Below are 21,671 nucleotides of genomic sequence, written 5' to 3'. Positions count from 1 at the left end.
CCCGCTCAGGGCTGCTGGCTCTGGCTCACGGCCGCCGCCTCGGTCGCATCGGCGGGCGAGGGCGATTCGCCGAGCGCCACCGCGCGGTTATAGAGCATCGGCTTGCGGATCAGGTCCAGCGCCATCTCGACATCGCCCGCCGGCTCCGACTTCACCTGCGGGCAGGTCTTGCGCAGCTTGTCCATCTCGCCCGTGTCGTTCGGCTTCAGCGCATTGCGCTCGGCCACGGGCACGGCCCGAAGCTGGTTATGCTCGAGTTCGGCCATCAGCTCCGCGGGGCTGTGGCCGCTGGTGCAGATCGAGGGCAGCACGCCCAGCTTGTTGAGGGTGTAGCCCGAAGGCGCGTGGAACCGCGCCCAGGTGAGGGTCAGCTCGCCGCTGTTGGGCAGCCGCAGCACCGTCTGAACCGTGCCCTTGCCGTAGGAGTTGCTGCCGACCACCACGGCGCGCCCGCTGTCCTGCAGCGCCGCCGCCACGATCTCCGAGGCCGAGGCCGAGTTGCCGTTCACCAGCACCACGATCGGCTTGCCGTCGGCCAGGTCGCCGGCGGTCGCCTCGAAATACTGGTGGCTGTCGGGATGGCGGCCATGGGTCGAGACGATGCGGCCCTTCTCCATGAAGATGTCGGCGACGGCGACCGCCTCGTCGAGCAGGCCGCCCGGGTTGCTGCGCAGGTCGAGCACATAGCCGGTGATGGCGCCGGCGCCGATCTCCGACTTGGCATGGGCGATCTCGCGCTCCAGGCTCTCGGAGGTATCCGAGTTGAAGCCGTAGATGTGGAAATAGGCGACGCTGCCCTCGGGATGATAGACCACCGTCTCCGGCACCACATGGGCGCGCGACAGCAGCAGCGTGCTCGGCTGGGTCGCGGCGGCGCGCAGGAGCTTGAGCTCGACCCGGCTGTCGACCGGCCCGCGCAGCTTGTCCACCACCTGGCGCTGGTCCATGCCCGCCACGTCCTGGCCGTCGATGGCGAGGATGATGTCGTCGGGCTGGAGCCCCGCACGCTGCGCCGGGGTGTAGTTCATCACCGAGATGATGCGCACCTTGCCGTCGGCGACGGCGACGCGCACGCCGATGCCGCCGAAGCCTTCGCGCGAGGCGCGGTTCTCGTCGGCATCCGCGGCGCTCGAATAGCGCGAGAAGCCGTCGAGCTTCGAGACCATGCCGTCGAACACGGTCTCGTAGATCTGCTCGGGCGGGGTCAGGGCCAGCTTGGGCGAGGCGAGCTTCGCGGTCTCGACATAGCGCGCCGCGAGCTCGCCCCAGTCGGTCGCGTCATAGGCCGAGGGCGCATCGAACCGCACCGGCGGGCGGCCGTCGATATCGAGCTCGACCTCGGTGCTGTTGCGCCGGAGCGTGACGCCGGGATCGAAGGCGTCGAGGCGCTTCAGCCCCTCGACCGCGACATCGCCCAGATTCATCCGGTCGATATAGACGGAATCGATGTCGTTGAGGCCGGTCACGAACATGTCGCGCGTCTCGTCGCGGTCGGCGGCGCTCTCGCCCGCCTCGCCCGCGCTGCCGCAGCCGGTCAGGGTCAGCACAACCAACAGCGCGGCCAGCGGCAGAAGCCGCGGCGCGGGATCGATCACTTTGCCACCCATAAGGGGTGTCCTCATTCGTCTCGAAGCGGGCGCCAGGACCCGGGGCCATCTCAACCGGTCGTCCGGCTATCCTGCCGGATTGGCTGGCAGATTAGCAAAAAAAGCCGAAAAGGCGACACATCCCGGGGTGAGGGGCGTTATTTTTGTCGTGAATTCATGATGGTAGGGCGGCCGAGACAGGGTGCCGCACCTGCGCCGACCCCCGTCACTTGCGACCCCGAGGCCACTCTTCCTGTCCTTCCCCCTTGTGAGGGTGTACAGACCGGGGGCATCGAGGACAGGTGTTCGGGGACATCGAGGACACCCTGATCCTCCCCCATCAAGGGGAAGGGGATCATTTAAGGGCCCTCAGACCGCTTCCCGCTCCAGCGCCTCGCCGGTGGCGACGGGATGCGCCATGGCTTGGTGCAGCTCGTCCTCGTCGAGCTCATGCTCCAGCCGGCTGATCACCACGGTGGCGACGCAGTTGCCGACCAGGTTGGTGAGGGCGCGGCATTCGCTCATGAACTTGTCGATGCCGACCAGGATCGCCAGCGCCTGGATCGGGATGTCGGGGACGATGGCGAGCGTGGCCGCGAGCGTGACGAAACCGGCGCCCGTGACGCCCGAGGCGCCCTTCGAGGTCAGCATGGCGATGGCGAGGATGCCGAGCTCCTGGCCCAGTGTCAGCGGCGTGTTGGTGGCCTGGGCCAGGAACAGCGTCGCCAGCGTCATGTAGATGTTGGTGCCGTCGAGATTGAAGCTGTAGCCGGTCGGGATCACGAGGCCGACCACGGCCTTGGACGCGCCGAGCCGCTCCATCTTCTGGATCATGTGCGGCAGCACCGTCTCCGAGGAGCTGGTGCCGAGCACGATCAGGAGCTCGTCCTTGATATAGGCGATGAAGCGCAGGATCGAGAAGCCGGCGAAATGCGCGATCGTGCCCAGCACCAGCAGCACGAACAGGATGCTGGTCGCGTAGAAGGTCAGGATCAGCTCGACCAGGTTCCAGAGCGCCCCCACGCCATAGGCGCCCACCGTGAAGGCCATGGCGCCGAAGGCGCCGATCGGCGCCACCCGCACGATCATGCCGATGATGCGGAAGAACAGCTTGCCCGCGCCGTCGATGACGGCCGCGATGCGCTCGCCCAGCGCCCCCAGGCGCGGGATCGCGAAACCGGTGAGGATCGCGACCAGCAGGACCTGGAGCAGGTCGCCCTTGGCGAAGGCGTCGAAGAAGCTGTTGGGGATGATGGCGAGGAGATGGCCGACGACGCTGTCCTCATGCGCGCGGGTGACGTAGCTGGAGACGAGCTTCGGGTCCAGCGTCGCCGGATCGATGTTGAAGCCGCTGCCGGGCTTGACCAGGTTGGCGACCACGAGCCCGATCGCGAGCGCCAGGGTCGAGACCAGCTCGAAATAGACCAGGGTCTTGATCCCGATCCGGCCGACCTTCTTCATGTCGCTCATCGAGCCGATGCCATGCACCACGGTGCAGAAGATCACCGGCGCGATCATCATGCGGATGAGGGCGATGAAGGCGTCGCCCAAGGGCTTCATCGCCGTGCCCACCGCGGGGAAGGCCCAGCCGAGCGTCGCACCCACCGCGATGGCGATGAGCACCTGGACGTAGAGGATCGAGTACCACGGGCGGTGCGTGGGGGGCGCGTCCTGGGGAATCGCGGTCATCGAGAGGGCACCGGGGAAAAGAGGGCTCTCTTTGAACTAAGCCTGATCCGCGCCGAGGGAAAGTCCCACTTTCGTCTCCCCTGCCTTCGTGGGGCGGGGCGTCCCGCTACCGCTTCTTCTTCCCGCGCTTCGGCCCTTTGCCCCCTTTGTGACGAGGGCCTTTGCCGGCGCTGCGCTTCGCCGCCTTGTGCCTGGCGACGCCGGGCTTGCGGGAGGGCGGAGCGAAGCCGCCGGCCCTCCGGCCCTCGCCGCGCGGCGGCGGCGCCGGCTCCGCGGCGGCCTCCTCGCCCTCGATGATATGGAGCAACAGGCCGCCGGTCGCGGGGTCGGCCTCGACGAGGCGCAGATGGACCGGCTCGCCCAGCCGGTATTCGCGGCCCCAGCGCCTGCCGATCAGCGCATGGGCCCGCTCGTCATGGTCGTACCAGTCGTCGGGCAGGCTGCCCATCGGCACCAGGCCGCTGGCGCCGCTGTCCTCGAGCGTGACGAACAGGCCGAAGCGGGTGACGCCGTTGATGCGGCCCTTGAAGAGCTGGCCCTCGCGGTCGGCGAGGAAGGCCGCCGCGTAGCGGTCCATCGCGTCGCGCTCGGCGGCGGCGGCCCGCCGCTCGGTCGAGGAGATATGCTGGCCGAGGCTCTCGAAATTCGCCTCGGCATCCTTGGGCAGGCCGTCCTCGCCGAAATGATGCGCGTCGATCAGCGCGCGATGCACCAGGAGGTCGGCATAGCGGCGGATCGGCGAGGTGAAATGGGCGTAGCGCGAGAGCGCCAGGCCGAAATGGCCGAGATTATGCGGGCTGTATTGTGCCTGGGCCTGGGTGCGCAGCACCAGGTCATGCACCATGGCTGCATAGGTCGAGCCCTGCACCTTCACCAGCAGGTCGGTGAACATCTTCGGCCGCAGCACCTGCCCCTTGGCGAGCTTGAGGCCGAGGCCGCCGAGGCTTTCGCGCAGCGCATCGACCTTGGCGGCGTCGGGCTGGTCATGAACGCGATACATCACCGGTCGATTGCGCAGCTCGAGCGTCTCGGCCGCGGCGACATTGGCCGCGATCATGAATTCTTCGATCAGTTTATGACTGTCCAGACGCTCGCGCGGTGCGATCTTGAGGATGCGGCCCTGCTCGTCCAGCACCACGCGGCGCTCGGGAATGTCGAGCTCGAGCGTGCCGCGCCGCTCGCGTTCCGAGAGCAGCGCCTTGAACGCGCCATAGAGCGGCCTGATCACGGGATCGAGCAGGGGGGCCGTCAGCTCGTCGGGCCTGCCGTCGATCGCGGCCTGGACGCGGGTATAGGTCAGCCGTGCCGCCGAGCGCATCAGCCCGCGATAGAAGCGGTGCGAGAGCTTCTCGCCCTGCGCGCTGAAGACCATGCGCACCGCGAGGCAGCCGCGATCCTCGGCGGGCTTGAGCGAGCACCAGCCGTTGGAGAGCTCCTCGGGCAGCATCGGCACGACGCGGTCGGGGAAATAGACCGAGTTGCCCCGCTCGCGCGCCGCGCGGTCGAGGGCCGAGCCGGGCCGGACATAGTGCGCCACGTCGGCGATGGCGACCACCACCTGCCAGCCGCCCGGATTCTTCGGATCGTCATCCTCCGTCGCCCAGACCGCGTCGTCGAAATCGCGCGCATCCTCGCCGTCGATGGTGACGAGCGGCAGGTCGCGGAAATCGGTGCGCTGGCCCAGCGTGACGGGGCCGGCGTGACGCGCCTCGGACAGCGCTTCCTCGGTGAAGCGGGTCGGGATCTCCTGCTCGGCGATGGCGATGAGGCTGATGGTGCGCGGCTCGCCGAAGCGCCCGAGCCGTTCCGCCACGCGGCCCTGGAGCCTGCCGGTGCGGTGGGTATGCAGCACCTCGAGCGCCACCAGCTCGCCGGGCTCGGCCCCGTTGGTGTGGGGCGGCATGATGCGGTATTCGGCCTTGACGCGCCGGTCGGTCGGCCGGAGCCGGCCGCCGCCTTCGGGATGCTTCTCGAAGATGCCGATGATGCGCGAGGGCTGGCCGACGAGCTGGCGGATGATGCGCGCGCTGTAGCTGTCGGCGCCCGTGCGCGAGAGCCGGGCCAGGATGCGGTCGCCGGCCGCCAGCGCCGGCGCGCCGCGGCGCTCCGGCGCCACCTCGATGCGCGGCGGCGCCTCCTCACTGGTCCAGCTCACCGGCCGCGCCAGCAGGTCGCCGTCGGGGTCGGGTCCCTCGATCGCCAGCACCGCGACCTCGGGCAGCGTGCCGGGGGCCGCCATGCGCCGCTTGCGGCCGCGGTCGATCTCGCCGCTCTCGGCGAGCTCCTTCAGCATCGCCTTCAGCGGGATCTTGTCGGCGCCCTTGATCTGGAAGGCGCGCGCGATCTCGCGCTTGCCGACCGGGGTCGGGCTGTTGCGGATGAACTCGAGAACCTGCTCGCGCGTCGGCAGCGCCGGCGCCTTGCCGCGGGCCATGGCTAGAGGCTCCGCCCCGGGCGCTGGGCGCGCGCGCCGAGGTCGTGGTCGGGATGGAGGATCAGGGTTTGGTCTTGAACTCGATTTCGACGAAGGCGAACTCGTAGGCGTTGGCGTTGATCACGTTATGCTCGACGCCGAGCGGGCGGAAATAGGAGCCGCCCGCCTGGAGCTCCGCGAAGCGCTCCTCCTTGCCGTCCCACAGCTTGAGCTTGCCCGTGGTAAGCGGCACCACGACATAGTCGTACTCGTGGCGATGCCAGGTGGTCTCGGCGCCCGGCGCGAAGCGCCACTGGATCACCCGCACGCGATCATTGTCGACCTGCAGGGTCGGCTGCGCCTTGGGAGCTTCGGCCATGATGGGTCTGGTCCTTCATGCTGGAACATCGAGAGGGCCAGCATAGCAGAGGCGATGCGAAGGAGGAGGGCGCGAGAGGTGACGTGTGATCCCCTCCCCCGGAACGGGGGAGGGCAAGGGAGGGGGCTGCTCGGTCGGTGCAGCCCTCTCCCTGACCCTCTCCCGCACGCGGGAGAGGGGACAACAAACGGACGCCTATTCCCCGTCCGTCTCCGGCGCCGCAGACTCGGTCTTGCCTTTGGCTTTCGCCTTGCTCTTGGCCTTCGTCTTGGCTTTGACCTTGGCGGGCGGTTTCGCCTTCGCGGAGGCCGCGGCCTTGACCTTGGCGGGCTTGGGCTCGCCCTCGGGCGCGTCGTCGTTGGCGGGCGCCGGCTTCGCGCTCGCCTTCTTCTTCGGGGCCTTGCCGCCGCGTTTCACGCCCTTGGCCTGGGCGCGGGCCTCGAGCAGCGGGATCGCCTGCTCGAGGGTGAAGCTTTCGGGCTCGACGCCCTTGGGCAAGGTCGCGTTGATCTTGCCATGCTTCACGTAATGGCCGTAGCGGCCGGCATGGAGCGTCACGGGCTGGCTGTCGGCCGGATGCTCGCCGAGCTTCTTGCCGGGCGGGCCGCCGCGCCCGCCGCGGCCGGTCGAGGGCTCGGCCAGCAGCGCCACGGCGCGGTTCATGCCGATGGTCAGGACGTCGTCGTCCTTGCCCAGCGACTTGAAGCGGTCGCCATGCTTGATATAGGGCCCGAAGCGGCCGATGCCGGCGACCACGGGCAGCTGGTCTTCCGGATGGTTGCCCAGCAGGCGCGGCAGCGACAGCAGCGCGAGGGCCTGGTCGAGCGTCACATCGTTGGGCGCGACCCCGCGCGGCAGCGAGACGCGCTTGGGCTTGGGCGGCTCGGGGGCTGCTGGCGCGGCTTGGGCTTCCGCCGCCCCGTTGGGCTTGGTCTCGTCCTTCTCGCCCTTGGCTTTCTTCTTTTTCTTCTTCGGCTTGGGTGCCGCGGGTACGGCTTCGCCCAGCTGGATATAGGTGCCGTAGGGTCCCTTGCGCAGCGAGACCGGCAGCTTGGTCGCCGGATCCTCGCCCAGGAGCTTCGGGCCCATATCGACATCGGAGCCGTCGCCCTCGCCGTTGCTGACGCCGAGCCGGCGCGTATAGCGGCAGTCCGGATAGTTCGAGCAGCCGATGAAGGCGCCGAACTTGCCGAGCTTGAGCGAGAGCCTGCCCGACTGGCAGCCGGGGCAGAGCCGCGGATCGCTGCCGTCGGCGCGCTCGGGGAAGAAATGCGGCCCCAGCTCCTGGTCGAGCTCGTCGATCACCTGGCTGATCGAGAGATCCTTGGTGCCGGCGACGGCCGCGGAGAAGTCGCGCCAGAAATCGCGCAGCACCGTCTTCCAGTCGATCCGGCCGCCCGAGATGTCGTCGAGCTGGTTCTCGAGATCGGCGGTGAAATTGTATTCGACATAGCGGTCGAAGAAATTCTCGAGGAAGGCCGTGACCACGCGGCCGCGATCCTCGGGGATGAAGCGCTTCTTCTCGAGCTTCACATAATTGCGGTCCTGCAGGACCTGGATGATCGAGGCATAGGTCGAGGGCCGGCCGATGCCGAGCTCCTCGAGCCGCTTCACCAGGCTCGCCTCGGAATAGCGCGGCGGCGGCTGGGTGAAATGCTGCTCGGGCGTGACCTCGTTGAGGGCCACGCCTTCGCGCTCCTTGAGCGCGGGCAGGCGGCCGCCATTCTCGTCATCGTCGGCCGGATCGTCGCGGTCCTCCTGATAGAGGGCGAGGAAGCCGTCGAAGGTGACGACCGAACCGGTCGCGCGCAGCACGGCCTTGCCGTCCTTCGACGCGATATCGACGCTCACCTGGTCGAGGATCGCGCTCGCCATCTGGCTCGCGACCGTGCGCTTCCAGATCAGCTCATAGAGCTTCGCCTCGTCGGCCTCGAGGTAGCGCGCCACGTCGCCGGGCTTGCGGCTGATGTCGCTGGGGCGGATGGCCTCGTGGGCCTCCTGCGCGTTCTTGGCGGTCGATTTGTACTGGCGCGGTTCGTCCGGCACGTATTCCTTGCCGTGCTCGGCCTGGACCAGCTTGCGCGCCGCCGCGATCGCCTCCTGCGAGAGCTGCACGCCGTCGGTGCGCATATAGGTGATGAGGCCGACCGTCTCGCCGCCGAGATCGACGCCCTCGTAGAGCCGCTGGGCGATGCGCATGGTGCGGCTCGCGCCCAAGCCCAGCTTGCGCGAGGCTTCCTGCTGCAGGGTCGAGGTGGTGAAAGGCGGGAAGGGGTTGCGCCGCACCGTCTTGCGCTCGACCGAGCGCACGGCGAAGGGCTCGCCACCTTTCACGATGGCGACCGCGCGCTGCGCGGCCGCCTCGTTGGGCAGATCGAACTTCTCGAGTTTCTTGCCGTCGAGCTCGATCAGGCGGGCCGGAAAGACCTGCCCGGCCTCGGTGCGGAACCTGCCCTCGACGGTCCAGTATTCCTGGGGCTTGAAGGCCTCGATCTCGGCCTCGCGCTCGCAGATCAGCCGCAGCGCCACCGACTGTACGCGCCCCGCCGAGCGGCTGCCGGGCAGCTTGCGCCAGAGCACGGGCGAGAGGGTGAAGCCCACGAGATAGTCGAGGGCGCGGCGCGCGAGATAGGCCTCGACCAGCTCCTTATCGAGCTTGCGCGGATGGCGCATGGCGTCGAGCACGGCCGCCTTGGTCACCTCGTTGAAGACCACGCGCTCGACCTCGACGCCTTCCAGCGCCTTGCGCCGCTTGAGCTCCTCCGTCAGGTGCCAGGAGATGGCCTCGCCCTCGCGGTCGGGGTCGGTCGCCAGGATCAGCCGGTCGGCACCCTTGACGGCGCTCGCGATCTCCTTGAGCCGTTGCTCGCCGCGGCCTTCGACCTGCCAGCTCATGGCGAAGTCCTCGTCCGGGCGCACGGAGCCGTCCTTCGGCGGCAGGTCGCGCACATGGCCGAAGCTGGCCAGCACGTGATAGCCCTTGCCAAGATACTTATTGATGGTCTTCGCCTTGGCAGGCGATTCCACGACGACGATGCTGTTCATCGGCTCCGTCAATTCCGCTCCGGCTCCGTAGATCCCGCCTGCAAACCCGGTCATCTGACGCTTCGCCCGTGACCGGACGGCACGTCGGCGAGGGTGGCGGGACTAGGTCGGCAGGAGCGAAACGCGGTCGCCCGGATGGCGCTCCAGCCGGCCGGCGAGCTCAAGATCGAGCAGCGCCGCCCGCACGACGGGGGGTGACATTTGGCATCGGCGGACCAGTTCGTCAACCGATACCGGCGCAGAACCCAGCAATTCCGCGAGCTTGCGGGCCGATTCCGAGCCTGTCGCCGCCTCGTCTCCAGCCGGCCGCCGGCCGTCTGAAGTGCCGAGACTGGCTTGATTTTCCTTAACGAGGCCTTGCCGGGGCGGTGGGCTGGCGAGGGCAGGAACCTGCGGCGCATCGCCCGGGGTGCTCCGGGCGGCCGGCGACGGGCTCGGAAGGGTCTCTCCGGGACGAATTTGGTCCCGAATCGAGACTATATCGGATGCCGGGGAAGGCCTGCCGGAGTCGCCCGCCGCATCGCCCGGTCCTGCCATGGATGCAGATATAGAGTGTGGGCGCAGGGCGAGCTCGGGATCGAGCCCCAGATGGAGCAGGGCGTCCGCCGCCGTCTCGACCAGCCCGGCGCCCTCGCGCAGCAGCTGGTTGGTGCCGCGGCAGCGCGGGTCGAGCGGTGAGCCCGGGACCGCCATCACCTCGCGCCCCTGCTCGAGCGCGAAACGGGCGGTGGTCAGCGACCCCGATTTGAGGGCGGCCTCGATCACCAGCACGCCCCGCGACAGGCCGGAGACCAGCCGGTTGCGGCGCGGGAAATGCCGCGCCTGCGGCTCGGCGCCGAGCGGCATCTCAGAAACGAGCGCACCGCCCTGATCGAGGATCGCCTGGGCGAGATCCGCATGCTCGGGCGGATAGACCTGGTCGAGCCCGCCGGCGAAGACCGCGACCGTGCCGCTGGCGAGCGCGCCCCGATGGGCTGCGGCGTCGATACCGCGCGCGAGCCCCGACACCACCACGAGCCCCGCGGCGCCCAGCTCCCGCGATAGCTCCTCCGCGAGCCGTCGCCCGCCGGCGGAGGCGTTGCGCGATCCCACCACGCCGACCGCGGCCCGCGACAACAGGGCCGGGTCGCCGCGCAAGGCCAGCAGCGGCGGCGCATCCTCGACCGCGGCCAGCGGCTCGGGATAGAGGGGCTCGCCCAGCGCCAGAAACCGTCCGCCCGCGCGGGCGAGCGCCGCGATCTCGTCTTCGGCCTCGGCGCGCGAGGGCGGGTTCAGCCTTTCGGCGCCCGCCTGCCGCGCCAGATCGGGCAGGGCCCGCAAGGCCTCGGCCGCGCTGTGGAAGCGGTCGATCAGCCGCCGGAAGGTGACCGGCCCGACACTGAAGGTCCGCGCCAGCCGCAGCCGGTCGGCCCGCTCGGGATCGGTGAGAGGCGTGGCGTGGGCGAGAGACATGACGGGAGATTAGACAACGAGGGATTTAACGTCAAGATATACAACCCAAGATTGTTGTCGCATCGCCTGCTCTTAGGTCATTGTCGTTTCGAGCGTATGGAGAAATCGGACAGAACAAAACTCTACCCTTGCGGAAGAGCGGGTGTGGCGCGGCCGGTCGCTTGGTCGATGTAATCGCTACTTTCTACGTTGATTCGTCGGATGGGAGCGTTCAGGCCAGGCTCGCAACAATTCAGACGGAAGTTACCTGCCTCGTGCTCGTATCCGTCCTTTTATGGACTGCCATGGGCGCTATGTATTCATTGAGACTTGCGCCGCTTCATCGCGGCGATGTCAACCTTTGAGAGCCGGAACCATTCTCCGTTTTCCGTCCGCTTGTCTGCAAAGCGACGATGCCAATACAGCTCAATGCCTGGAGGATCGTCCGTACGGATTGCATGAATGAGTCTGCCGCTCTCGGGTAAGCCGGTGCGAACTTGTTTCACGCGCCTCTCCAGATCTTGCCCTCGCCCGATCTTGTAAACGTCTCCCCATTGAATGAGATACACATAGCCATCTTTTGCTCGGACGGCTTTTTCTTTGGCGTCCTTCTCCACTTCGAGAGGGAATAGCGCTGCAACGTCTGCAAACTCCGAATGCAGACCTACCCACTTGCGAAATTGGGAGAGCATTTCTGCTCTCGACGCAAAGTTTGCGTTGAACGTCTGCCGGGCGGGGAATGATGGGTCAGTGCGACGGTACATCGCCATCTGAATCGTATTAGGAATGGCAGCAAAATGTCGGGCAGCTTCTGCGAGTTTCCTCAGAAAATAGTCGTTGGAGTACGCGGTGACACGGCTATTCGGCTCAAATCCAGCTTCGCGCGTGGCATCGCTCCATTTCGACCAGTACACGCCACGCCACTCGTGGATGCGAATGCCCGTGGCTTTAGAAAAAGTATTCCACCCTGGTGGCTGACCGCCGTTCGCCACTGCGAGTCTGCGTATCTCGTTTAGAATTTGGTCGCGTAACATGCCGGCTCCTCGCGTCAGCCCTTCTTCTGCCCGATCTTCGGCTCCTCGCCCTTGAGGAGGCGGCGAATGTTCTCGCGGTGGCGCCACCAGACGAGGGCCGCGACGATGATCGCGAAGATCGCGAGCGCAGGACCCGCGAGGAACCAGGCGAAGACCGGCGCCAGAGCCAAGGCCAGGAGGGCCGAGAGCGAGGAATAGCGAAAGAGGAGGGCGATCAGGAGCCAGGTCGCGCAGGCGAGCGCGCCGACGCGCCAGTCGAGCGCCAGGAGCGTGCCGAGGCTGGTGGCGACACCCTTGCCGCCCTTGAAGCCGAGCCAGACCGGGTAGAGATGGCCCAGCATGGCGCCGCCGCCGGCGATGAGCGGCAGCAACGGCCCGGCTTCGGGGAAGGCGTAGCGCGCGACCAGCACCGCGGCCGCGCCCTTGCCGCCATCGAGCAGCAGGGTCGCCAGCGCCAGCGGCTTGTTGCCGGTGCGCAAGACGTTGGTGGCGCCGATATTGCCGGAGCCGATCTTGCGGATGTCGCCCAGGCCCGCCGCGCCCGTGAGCAGCAGGCCGAACGGGATCGAGCCCAGGAGATAGCCCAGCACCAGCCCGGCCAGATGCAGCCAGGTCAAGTCGAAGCCGGCCGCGGGATCGGCCATCAGGCCCAGGCTTTCATCAGGCGTACGCTTCGTAGACGGTGCGGCCATCCACCAGGGTGCGCAGCACATGGCCCTTCACGGGGCGGCCGTCAAAGGGCGAGTTCTTCGATTTGCTGCGGAAGCGGTCGACCTCGATAACGGCTTTCGCCTCGGGATCGAACAGCAGGAGGTCGGCGGGGGCGCCCTTGGCGAGGCGGCCCTGCGGCAGACGCAGGATGTCGGCCGGCCGGGTCGAGAGCCGGCGGATCAGCTCGATCATCGGCAGCCGGCCCTGATGCACCAGCTCCAGCGACAGGGGCAGCAGCGTCTCCAGCCCGACGATGCCGAACTCGGCATGAGCGAAGGGCACGCGCTTCGATTCCTGGTCGTGCGGTGCGTGATCGCTGGCGATGGCATCGATCGTGCCGTCGGCGACGGCTTGGGCGATGGCGGCGCGGTCGCTTTCGCCGCGCAAGGGGGGCGAGAGCTTGGCGAAGGTGCGGTAATCGCCGACCTCGGCCTCGGTCAGGATGAAATAGGGCGGGGCGGTATCGCAGGTGACCTTCAGGCCGCGCGCCTTGGCGGCGCGGATCGCGGCCACGGAATCGGCCGTCGAGACATGGGCGACGTGGTAGCGCGCGCCGGTCATGGCCACGAGATGGAGATCGCGCTCGATCATCATCACCTCGGCGTCGCGCGGGATGCCCGGCAATCCCAGCCGCGTGGCGAGCTCGCCGCCATTCATGACGCCGCCCGAGGCCAGATCCGGCTCCTCGGGATGCTGCAGGATCAGGAGATCGAAGGTGCTGGCATAGCTCATCGCGCGCCGCAGCACGCGCGCGCTGGCGACCGCCTTGGTGCCGTCGGTGAAGCCGAGCGCCCCATTCTCGGCCAGCAGCCCCAGCTCGACGATATGCTGGCCCTCGAGCCCGCGCGTGACGGCGCCGTAGCAATAGACCTTGGTGCCCTTGGTCTCCCGCGCGCGCCGGGCGATGAACTCGACGCCGGCGACCTGGTCGATGACAGGGTCGCTGTTGGGCAGCGTCACCATGCTGGTGATGCCGCCCGCCGCGGCCGCCTCGCTCGCGGTCGCGATCGTCTCCTTATGCTCCTCGCCGGGCTCGCGCAGCTGGACGCGCATATCGACCAGGCCCGGCACCAGGCAATGGCCGTTGCAATTGATCTCGATAGCGTCGGCCGGCAGGCCGGAGCGGCCGAGATCGGGGCCCAGATCGGCGATCTCGCCATCGATCACCAGGAGGCCGCCCGGGCCGTCATAGCCCGAGGTCGGATCGATCAGCCGCGCATTGAGGAAGGCGGTCGGGCGGGGCGGTTGCCTTGTGCCGCGGGTCATGGCCTCAGCTCCCGAGATTGTCGCGCAGGCTGCGCGTCAGGAGATCGAGGCAGGCCATGCGCACGGCCACGCCCATCTCGACCTGCTCGCGGATGGCACTGCGGCCGATATCGTCGGCGACCTCGCTGTCGATCTCGACGCCGCGGTTCATCGGGCCCGGATGCATGATGAGGGCGTCCGGCTTGGCCGCACCCAGCTTGTCGTAATCGAGGCCGAAGAAGCGGAAATATTCCCGGATCGAGGGCACGTAGGAGCCCTGCATGCGCTCGGTCTGGAGCCGCAGCATCATGACGATGTCCGCGCCCTCGAGCCCCTTGCGCATGTCGGTGAAGGCCTTGACCCCGAGCTTCTCGATGGCGGCGGGCAGGAGCGTCGGGGGCGCGATCACCCGCACCGTGGCACCCATGGTGGTGAGGAGATGGATGTTGGAGCGCGCCACGCGGCTGTGGAGGATGTCGCCGCAGATCGCCACGATCAGCCCCTCGAGCCGGCCGCGCCGGCGGCGGATGGTGAGCGCGTCGAGCAGCGCCTGGGTCGGATGCTCGTGCGTGCCGTCGCCGGCATTGATGACGGCGCAATCGACCTTCTGCGACAGCAGGTTGACGGCGCCCGAGTCCGGGTGGCGCACCACCAGCACGTCGGGATGCATGGCGTTGAGGGTGATCGCGGTGTCGAGCAGCGTCTCGCCCTTCTTGATCGAGCTCGCCTGCACCTGCATGTTGACGACGTCGGCGCCGAGCCGCTTGGCCGCGAGCTCGAACGAGGTGCGGGTGCGGGTGGAGTTCTCGAAGAACAGGTTCATGACCGTGCGGCCGAGCAGGAGCGAGCCCTTCTCCTTCTGGCGCATGCGGTCGATATAGGATTCGGAAAGGTCCAGCAGCCCCGAGATTTCGTCTCGGGTGAGGCCATCGATGCCGAGCAGATGGCGGTGCCGGAAACTCAGCGGTGCCGGCCTTTCGGTGCTGCGGGTCATCGAGGCCGGACTATAAGCACGGGGGCCTGAGGGGAGCAAGCGCGGTTACGTGATTCGGTATTCACATCTCCTCCCCCGCGCTGCGGGGGAGGATTAAGGAGGGGGCTGCTCGGTATCTGATATCGCGCAGCCCCCTTCCTAACCTTCCCCCGTTCCGGGGGAAGGGACGGAGGTCGTAACGACTCGGGACTCCGCTCACTTTTCCACAGGTACGGCCGGCCGCCTCAGGCTGCGAATCCAGGCATGGACCGGGAGCGGCAGGTAGAGCAGCAGCAGGATCACCGCCGTCCAGATCAGCCCGCGCGAGCCCAGATGGTCCATGGCGGTGCCCGCCACGACCGGGCCGGTCAGCGTGCCGATTCCCCACATCAAGGTGAAGACCGCGCTCGCGGTGGCGAGGTCGCTGCCGGTGAAGCGCTCGCCCAGCATGATGACGCCGAAGCTGTAGAGCATGGCGAAGATGCCGCCGGCGACGAAGAACAGTGCGAAGCCGGGAATCTCGGCGCTGATCGCGAAGGGGACGAGCAGGAAACCGCCGATGCTGACGAGGAGGCAGAGCAGGAACAGCAGGCGGCGGTTCATGTGATCGGCGAGCCAGCCCAGCGGGTATTGCAGCGCGATGCCGCCGAGGCTCATCACCGTCATGATCAGGAAGGCGCGCTGTTCGGTGGTGCCGTGGTCGACCGCGTAGATCGCAAAGAAGGTGTGGAAGGCCTCGCCCACCGCCGCGAACAGGAAATTCAGCAGGTAGGCCATCGGCGCCAGGAAGAAGAAGCGCAGGAAATGCACGCTGGACCGGCCCTCGAGCCGTGGCACCGCGCTGCCCGCGAGCAGCGTGATCACGCAGCCCACGAGCGAGAAGCCGGCTGCCACCAGGAAGGGCGCAAAGCCCGAAGAGCCCGTAATCAAGAGCAACACAGGACCGAGCGCCATGCCGGCCGACGAGGCGGTCGCGTAGATCGCGATGATGCGGCCGCGCTTCTCGTCGGGCGCCATGGTGTTGATCCAGGCCTCGCTCGCGACCCAGATGACCGAGCCGCAGCAGCCCAGAATGAAGCGCAAGGGGAACCAGGCCCAATAGTCGGGGAAGACCGGCAGCAGCACATAGATCACCGCCGACATGAGCATCGCGATCAGGAGCAGGCGGCGCGCGCCCAGCCAGCGCAGGAGGCGGCTGCTCATGGGGGCGGCGATGATGGTGGCGAGAGCGCTCGCGGCGGTGCTGGCCCCGATCATGCCCTTGTCGATGCCCTGGCGCTCGAGGATCAGCGCCAGGAGCGGGAAGGTCACGCCGTAATTGAGCGTCGCCAGCGTGACGGCCGCGATCACGCAGGCGAGGCTGCGCGTCCTCGCGCCGCTGCTGGCCGCGTGCGTCGCGTCCATCAGATGGCGCCGTCGGCCTTCAAGCGGTCGATCTCGGCGTCGCCGACGCCCAGGATCTCCTTCAGCACCTCTTGCGTGTGCTGGCCCGCATAAGGCGGCGCCATGCGGTATTCGACCGGCGTTCCGGAATAGTTGATGGGGTTGCCGATCAGGTCGACCTGGCCCGAGCCCGCCAGCGGATGCGGCATCGAGATCTTCATGCCGCGATGCAGAATCTGCGGGTCCTCGAACACCTGCTTGACATTGTTGACCGGGCTCGCAGGGACGCCGAGCTTGGCCAGCCCCTGGTCCCATTCCGCCTGGGTCTTGGCGCGGGTGAGGGGCGGCAGGAGCTCGTCATAGAGCACGCGCCGGTTCTGGACCCGGGCCTCGTTGGTGGCGAAGCGCGGATCGGTCGCGAGCTCCGGCGCGCCGGCGAAGGCGCAGAACTTCTGGAACTGCGAATCGTTGCCGACCGCGAGCAGGAAATAGCCGTCGGCGCATTCCAGCACGTTGTAGGGCACGATGTTGGGATGCTCGTTGCCGACGCGCACCGGCACCTTGCCGGAGGTGAGGTAGTTGAGGCCGACATTCACCAGCCAGGCGACCTGGGTATCGAGCAGCGCCAGGTCGATATACTGGCCCTGGCCGGTCTGGTTGCGGTGATGGAGGGCCGCCAGGATGGCGCTCGTCGCATACATGCCGCACATGACATCGGCGATGCCGACGCCGACCTTCATCGGCGGACGGTCGCCTTCGCCGGTCACGCTCATGATGCCCCCCAGCCCCTGCGCCAGCAGGTCGTAGCCCGCGCGCGGCGCGTAGGGCCCGGTCTGGCCGAAGCCGGTGATGGAGCAATAGATCAGCTTCGGATGCTGGGCCTTCAGATCGTCATAGGCGAGCCCGTAGCGCGCCATGTCGCCGACCTTGAAGTTCTCGATCATGATGTCGCAGCGCGCGATCAGCCGCCGGGCCAGCGCCTGCCCGGCGGGCTTCGCGACGTCGATCGTGACCGAGCGCTTGTTGCGGTTGCTCGAGAGGTAGTAGGCGCTCTCGGCGGTGTTGGCGCCGTTCTTGTCCTTGATATAGGGCGGGCCCCATTTGCGGGTGTCGTCGCCCTGGCCCGGCCGCTCGATCTTGATGATGTCGGCGCCGAGATCGCCCAGGAGCTGGGTGCAGGTGGGGCCGGCGAGGATGCGGCTCAGATCGAACACGCGGAGACCCGCGAGCGGTCCAGACATGACGGGATCCGTGGCAGTAGGGTTGTAACGGAAAGGCCCAATTGGTGGGGCGCACTCTGGCGGCGGGCGCCGGCCGGGTCAACGGGCAGGGGAAGGCACCCGCCAAGCCCTTCAGGGAGCGCGATTCAGCGCATCGAGCGCCCCCTGGAGGATGTAGGCGGCGGCCATCTTGTCCACCACCTCGGATCGCCGCTTGCGACTCATGTCGGCCTCGTCCACGAGGAACCGCTCGATCGCGGCGGTGGAGAAACGCTCGTCCCAGAGCAGGGTCGGCAGGTCGCGGCGCGCCATCAGGTTGGCCGCGAACTGGCGCACCGACTGGCAGCGCGGCCCCTCGCTGCCATCGAGCGCCACCGGCAGCCCGATCACGAGGCCGGCGACGCGCCGCTCGTCGATCAGGGCCTCGAGCCGGGCCGCATCCTCGCCGAACTTGGTGCGGCGAATCGTATCAAGAGGGGAGGCGACCCGTCGGTCCGGATCCGAGAGGGCCATGCCGATGGTCTTGGTGCCGACATCGAGCCCCATCAGCGCGCCTCGCGGCGGCAGGGCTTGGCGCAGGGCATCGGCGGCGAGCAGCGGCATCGCTCTTTCCTAGAGCGGCGAGGGGGCTGCAGCAAGCGCGGCTTTGCATTGCCTCCTCCGCCGCTTTGCAGGGTGGATCGAGGAGGGGGCCGCTCGGTCTGTGCAGCCCTCTCCCTGGCCCTCTCCCGCAACGCGGGAGAGGGGACAATCATGTGTTGCCGCCTTCGCCACGGACTCGACATCCTCGCCTTGGTCCCCGTATTGATGGTCCGGCCTGCGGGCGAGGGGGAGTTCATCTGTCGTATGCGTGACATGCCTGACGTCCGGGACTGCCGCGGTATGCGGCGCGCACCGCCCATGGCGGCGTCGCGTTCTCGCCTGCCGGTTCCCTGGCATGGCAGCGCCGGGCCTTGATCGATGGTTGAAGGGTTTCCCGGCGCCTATTTTCTCAAGGGTATCCTGGTGGGGCTGGCGATCGCGGCGCCGGTCGGGCCGACGGCCCTGATCCTGGTGCGCCGCACGCTGGCGCGCGGCTGGCCCGCGGGTCTTGCGACCGGGCTGGGCGCAGGCTTTGCGGACGCGATCTATGGCCTGGTCGCCGTCGCCGGCCTGTCGCTGGTGGGCGACTTCCTCGTGGCGGAGCGCGAATGGCTGGCCTTCGTCGGCGGCGTGATCCTGGTGACGCTCGCCGTCATCAGCTGGCGCAGCCATATCGCCGATCGCGTCGACGAGAAGAGCATGACGATGGTCGGCCTCGCCGGCCATTTCTTCTCGATCTTCATGCTCACCCTCGCCAATCCGATGACGGTGCTCTCCTTCGCCGCGGTCATCGTCGCCATCGGCGCCCTGCCCGAGGAGGGCGACAGTCTCGCCGCCGCCAGCGCTTCCGACTATCGCTTCGTGGTGCCGCTGGTGCTGGGCGTGCTGATCGGCTCGGTCGGATGGTGGTTCTTCCTGGTGGCGCTCTCGCTCGGCATGCGCCGGCGCCTGAGCCGGCAATGGCTCCACTCCTTCAACCGCGTCTGCGCGGTGGGCCTGCTGCTGTTCGGCGGCTACGTCCTGCTCGAGGCCGTGCGCTGGGCCGTCGAATGACGCGGGTCTCGCGGCCATGTCCAACCTCGATCTCCTGCTGAAGGGGCTGGCGATCGGTCTCGCCATCGCGGCCCCCGTCGGGCCGATCGGCCTCCTCTGCATCCGCCGCAGCCTGGCGCAGGGACGGCTCGCGGGCTTCGTCACCGGGTTGGGCGCCGCGACGGCCGACGGCGTCTATGGCGCGATCGGCGCCTTCGGCATCACCGCGATCTCGGCCTTGCTGATCGATCAGCAGCGCTGGCTGGCGCTCGCCGGCGGGCTGTTCCTGATCTGGCTCGGGATCGCCGGGCTGCGCCGTGCGCCGGCGGTGGAGGCGGCCGCGCCACCGCGCCAGGCGCGCGACCTCGCGGGCTATTTCCTCTCGACCTTCGCGCTCACCCTCACCAATCCCGCGACGATCCTCTCCTTCGCGGCGGTGTTCGCCGGATTGGGGCTCGGCGGCGCCGGCAGCGTCGATGCGGCGCTGGTCACGATCGCCGGCGTCTTCGCCGGCTCGGCGCTCTGGTGGCTCTGCCTCAGCGCCGCCGTGGGCTGGCTGCGCGAGCGCCTCGGCCCCGGCCTGCTGGTCTGGATCAACCGGCTGTCGGGCTTGGTGCTGATCGGGTTCGGGCTGGTCGCGGTCTGGACGGCGCTGCGCTGACGGCCCGCGCCGCTGCGCCCGCCGCGTCTATTCTTTCTTCTTGAGCTCGAACACCAGCAGCGTCGAAGTCGCCGAGGCATAGAGGCGCCCTTCGGCATCGGTGAGACGGCCCTCCGTGAAGGCCACGCGCTTGCCTACGGTCACGATATGCGCTTCGGCCCGGACCGGGCCGGTGCCGGGCGTGATCGCGCGATGATAGGCGATCTTGAGTTCGACCGTCGTATAGCCCTGATCGGGCGAGAGCGACGAATGAACCGCGCAGCCGCAGGCCGAATCCAGCAGGGTCGCGGCATAGCCGCCATGAACGCTGCCGATCGGGTTGAGCGCATGCGGGCCCGGCGTCCCCTCGAACACGGCGCGGCCTTTCTCGACCTCGACCAGGTTGAAATCGAGCGTCTCGGCGATGGGCGGGCGGCGCCCCGCCTTCATCAGCTGCCGGAGCTGGTCGAGCCCGCTGAGCTGGCCGCGATGTTCCTCGAACACATTCATCGGATCTGTCCTTGGCGCTGGGGGAATGGGGATCAGGAGACCTGTGGCGTCAGCGTGGCTTCCGTGGCGCGCAGGATCTCCTCCGACAAGGCCGGATCGTCGACCGCCCGCGCCAGCACGATGGCGCCCACCATGCCCGAGAAGAGGGCCAGCGCCTTCCGCCGCCGCGCGGCCTTGGACCGGTTCGGGATCAGCTTCCCCAGCCCGTCGATGAGCGCGCGCAGTCCCTCCGTCACGATATGGCGGAGCGTCGGATCCTGGCGCGCGATCTCGGGGCCGAGCGCCGCCAGCAGGCAGCCGCGGCCGGGATCGTCGCGATGCTGCGGCGAGAGATAGGCGTCGATCACCGCCGCCAGCGGCTCGTCCGCCGATTCCCCGGCCAGCTTGTCCCAGCGCTCCAGTGTCTTCGCCACCGACCGCCGGCAGGCTTCCGCCGCCAGGTCGGCCTTGGAATCGAACTGGCCGTAGAAGCCGCCATGGGTGAGGCCGGCGCTCTTCATCACGTCGGCGACCGCGACGTGATCGAAGCCGCGCTCGCGGAACAGCCGCGCGGCGGCGGCAATGACGCGGTCCCGGTTCCGGGCGGCCTGCTCGCGGCTGACCTTCATGGGCTTCCTCTCGAAACTTTCACGCTCCGTCCGATTGACAATATAGATGATGATCATCATGTATTCAATGATGATCATCATCATTTAACGCCGCTGTCCGGCGGCCGGAAAGAGGAAAAATCGATGCGGTACAGGATCTTCGGCCGTCACACGGGCTTGCGCGTCTCGGAGCTGGCGCTGGGCACGGGCAATTTCGGCACCGCCTGGGGCCATGGCGCGGAGCGCGGCGAGGCCAAGCGGATCTGGGATGGTTTCGCCGAGGCCGGGGGCAATTTCATCGACACCGCCAACGGCTACCAGTTCGGCCAGTCGGAAGAGATGGTCGGCGAGTTCATCGCTTCCGACCGCGATCATTTCGTGCTGGCGACGAAATACACGCTGGGCACCACGCCCGAGGCCGGCATCTCGCAGACGGGCAATGCCCGCAAGAACATGGCGAGCGCGGTCGAGGCCAGCCTCAAGCGTCTCAAGACCGACCGCATCGATCTCTACTGGGCCCATATGGCGGACGGCGTCACCCCGATGGAGGAGATCCTGCGCGGCTTCGACGATCTGGCGCGCGCGGGCAAGATCCTCTATGCCGGCCTCTCGAACTTCCCGGCTTGGCGCATCGCGCGCGCCGCCACGATGGCGGAGCTGCGCGGCTCCCTGCCGGTCGCGGGCATCCAGATCGAATACAGCCTGGTCGAGCGCACGCCCGACCGCGAGCTCCTGCCGATGGCCGAGGCCCTGGGCCTGGGGGCGGCGCTCTGGTCGCCGTTGGGCGGCGGCTTCCTCACCGGCAAATACCGCGGCGACCCGGAAGCGGACAATCGGCTCGCCAAGCTCGGCTTCCTGGTCCATGGCGAGAAGTCGGCGCGCGAGACGGCGCTGCTGGATGCGGTGCTCGCGGTGGCGAAGGAGACCGGCGCCACGCCCACCCATATCGCCATCGCCTGGCTGCTCCACCGCGCGGCGCGGTCGTCGAACGGCCTGATCCCGATCCTGGGCTCGCGCACGCGCGCGCAGCTCGACGGCACGCTGGGGGCGGTCGATGTGAAGCTGACCGCCGAACAGGTAAATCGTCTCGAGGCGGCCGGCGCCGTGCCGCTCGGCGTGCCGCACGAGCAGCTGCGCCAGACGGCGCCGCGCCTCGCCGGCGGCAAGCTCGAGCTGCTGGATCTGCCGAAGCTGCCGGTGGCCTGAGGGCG

18 protein-coding genes are annotated in these 21,671 nt (G+C 68.3%); 3 read left to right on the top strand and 15 right to left on the bottom strand.

The features are described 5' to 3' along the window. Positions 1 to 5 precede the first annotated feature (5 nt). The 13 genes from FRZ61_RS15185 to ruvX all read right to left on the bottom strand — a co-directional run bounded on the left by FRZ61_RS15185 (position 6) and on the right by ruvX (position 17,712). Positions 6 to 1,607 carry a S41 family peptidase gene (locus FRZ61_RS15185; RefSeq protein WP_191909035.1) on the bottom strand — a complete coding sequence of 534 codons (1,602 nt, stop codon included), beginning with the start codon at positions 1,605 to 1,607 and terminating at the stop codon, positions 6 to 8. 348 nt (positions 1,608 to 1,955) lie between these two features. Then, positions 1,956 to 3,275 (bottom strand): dicarboxylate/amino acid:cation symporter, encoded by a 1,320-nt coding sequence (locus FRZ61_RS15180; protein ID WP_151118535.1) that lies wholly within the window; start codon positions 3,273 to 3,275, stop codon positions 1,956 to 1,958. A gap of 106 nt (positions 3,276 to 3,381) precedes the next feature. Then, complete coding sequence (gene rnr, locus FRZ61_RS15175) at positions 3,382 to 5,709, bottom strand: ribonuclease R (RefSeq protein WP_151118534.1); 2,328 nt, start codon at positions 5,707 to 5,709, stop codon at positions 3,382 to 3,384. A gap of 61 nt (positions 5,710 to 5,770) precedes the next feature. Then, a complete protein-coding gene (locus FRZ61_RS15170; protein ID WP_151118533.1) occupies positions 5,771 to 6,067 on the bottom strand; it encodes a cupin domain-containing protein in 297 nt (98 codons plus the stop codon). Between the two features lie 195 nt (positions 6,068 to 6,262). Continuing rightward, positions 6,263 to 9,112, bottom strand: coding sequence for a type I DNA topoisomerase (topA, locus tag FRZ61_RS15165; protein WP_151118532.1), 2,850 nt, complete (start codon positions 9,110 to 9,112; stop codon positions 6,263 to 6,265). A gap of 102 nt (positions 9,113 to 9,214) precedes the next feature. Continuing rightward, complete coding sequence (dprA, locus tag FRZ61_RS15160) at positions 9,215 to 10,564, bottom strand: DNA-processing protein DprA (protein ID WP_151118531.1); 1,350 nt, start codon at positions 10,562 to 10,564, stop codon at positions 9,215 to 9,217. 299 nt (positions 10,565 to 10,863) lie between these two features. Further along, entirely contained in the window at positions 10,864 to 11,577 is a 714-nt protein-coding gene (locus FRZ61_RS15155) for a GIY-YIG nuclease family protein (protein ID WP_151118530.1), read from the bottom strand. 14 nt (positions 11,578 to 11,591) lie between these two features. Then, entirely contained in the window at positions 11,592 to 12,221 is a 630-nt protein-coding gene (gene plsY / locus FRZ61_RS15150) for a glycerol-3-phosphate 1-O-acyltransferase PlsY (protein ID WP_151118529.1), read from the bottom strand. 16 nt (positions 12,222 to 12,237) lie between these two features. Then, positions 12,238 to 13,554, bottom strand: coding sequence for a dihydroorotase (locus FRZ61_RS15145; RefSeq protein WP_151118528.1), 1,317 nt, complete (start codon positions 13,552 to 13,554; stop codon positions 12,238 to 12,240). Positions 13,555 to 13,558: 4 nt separating this feature from the next. After that, positions 13,559 to 14,527 carry an aspartate carbamoyltransferase catalytic subunit gene (locus FRZ61_RS15140; protein ID WP_151118527.1) on the bottom strand — a complete coding sequence of 323 codons (969 nt, stop codon included), beginning with the start codon at positions 14,525 to 14,527 and terminating at the stop codon, positions 13,559 to 13,561. A gap of 195 nt (positions 14,528 to 14,722) precedes the next feature. Continuing rightward, a complete protein-coding gene (locus FRZ61_RS15135) occupies positions 14,723 to 15,910 on the bottom strand; it encodes an MFS transporter (RefSeq protein ID WP_151118526.1) in 1,188 nt (395 codons plus the stop codon). Then, complete coding sequence (locus FRZ61_RS15130; RefSeq protein WP_151118525.1) at positions 15,910 to 17,130, bottom strand: CaiB/BaiF CoA transferase family protein; 1,221 nt, start codon at positions 17,128 to 17,130, stop codon at positions 15,910 to 15,912. Before FRZ61_RS15130 ends, FRZ61_RS15135 begins: the two co-directional genes overlap by 1 nt. 111 nt (positions 17,131 to 17,241) lie before the next feature. Then, positions 17,242 to 17,712, bottom strand: a complete 471-nt coding sequence (ruvX, locus tag FRZ61_RS15125) for a Holliday junction resolvase RuvX (protein WP_151118524.1) — start codon at positions 17,710 to 17,712, stop codon at positions 17,242 to 17,244. Between the two features lie 357 nt (positions 17,713 to 18,069). Between ruvX and FRZ61_RS15120 the strand changes: the two genes are divergently transcribed. Both FRZ61_RS15120 and FRZ61_RS15115 read left to right on the top strand, forming a co-directional pair. Further along, positions 18,070 to 18,744 carry a LysE family translocator gene (locus tag FRZ61_RS15120; protein WP_151118523.1) on the top strand — a complete coding sequence of 225 codons (675 nt, stop codon included), beginning with the start codon at positions 18,070 to 18,072 and terminating at the stop codon, positions 18,742 to 18,744. A gap of 16 nt (positions 18,745 to 18,760) precedes the next feature. Further along, a complete protein-coding gene (locus FRZ61_RS15115) occupies positions 18,761 to 19,384 on the top strand; it encodes a LysE family translocator (RefSeq protein WP_151118522.1) in 624 nt (207 codons plus the stop codon). A 27-nt stretch (positions 19,385 to 19,411) separates the two neighbouring features. On the opposite strand, the gene FRZ61_RS15110 is transcribed toward FRZ61_RS15115, so the two are convergent. Beyond that, positions 19,412 to 19,873, bottom strand: coding sequence for a PaaI family thioesterase (locus FRZ61_RS15110; RefSeq protein ID WP_151118521.1), 462 nt, complete (start codon positions 19,871 to 19,873; stop codon positions 19,412 to 19,414). 32 nt (positions 19,874 to 19,905) lie between these two features. After that, a complete protein-coding gene (locus FRZ61_RS15105; protein ID WP_151118520.1) occupies positions 19,906 to 20,481 on the bottom strand; it encodes a TetR/AcrR family transcriptional regulator in 576 nt (191 codons plus the stop codon). 123 nt (positions 20,482 to 20,604) lie between these two features. Between FRZ61_RS15105 and FRZ61_RS15100 the strand changes: the two genes are divergently transcribed. After that, positions 20,605 to 21,666 carry an aldo/keto reductase gene (locus FRZ61_RS15100; protein WP_151118519.1) on the top strand — a complete coding sequence of 354 codons (1,062 nt, stop codon included), beginning with the start codon at positions 20,605 to 20,607 and terminating at the stop codon, positions 21,664 to 21,666. Positions 21,667 to 21,671: the final 5 nt, after the last annotated feature.

Source organism: Hypericibacter adhaerens, assembly GCF_008728835.1.
Classification (GTDB): Bacteria; Pseudomonadota; Alphaproteobacteria; order Dongiales; family Dongiaceae; genus Hypericibacter; species Hypericibacter adhaerens.
This window is presented reverse-complemented; position numbering and strand designations above follow the sequence as displayed.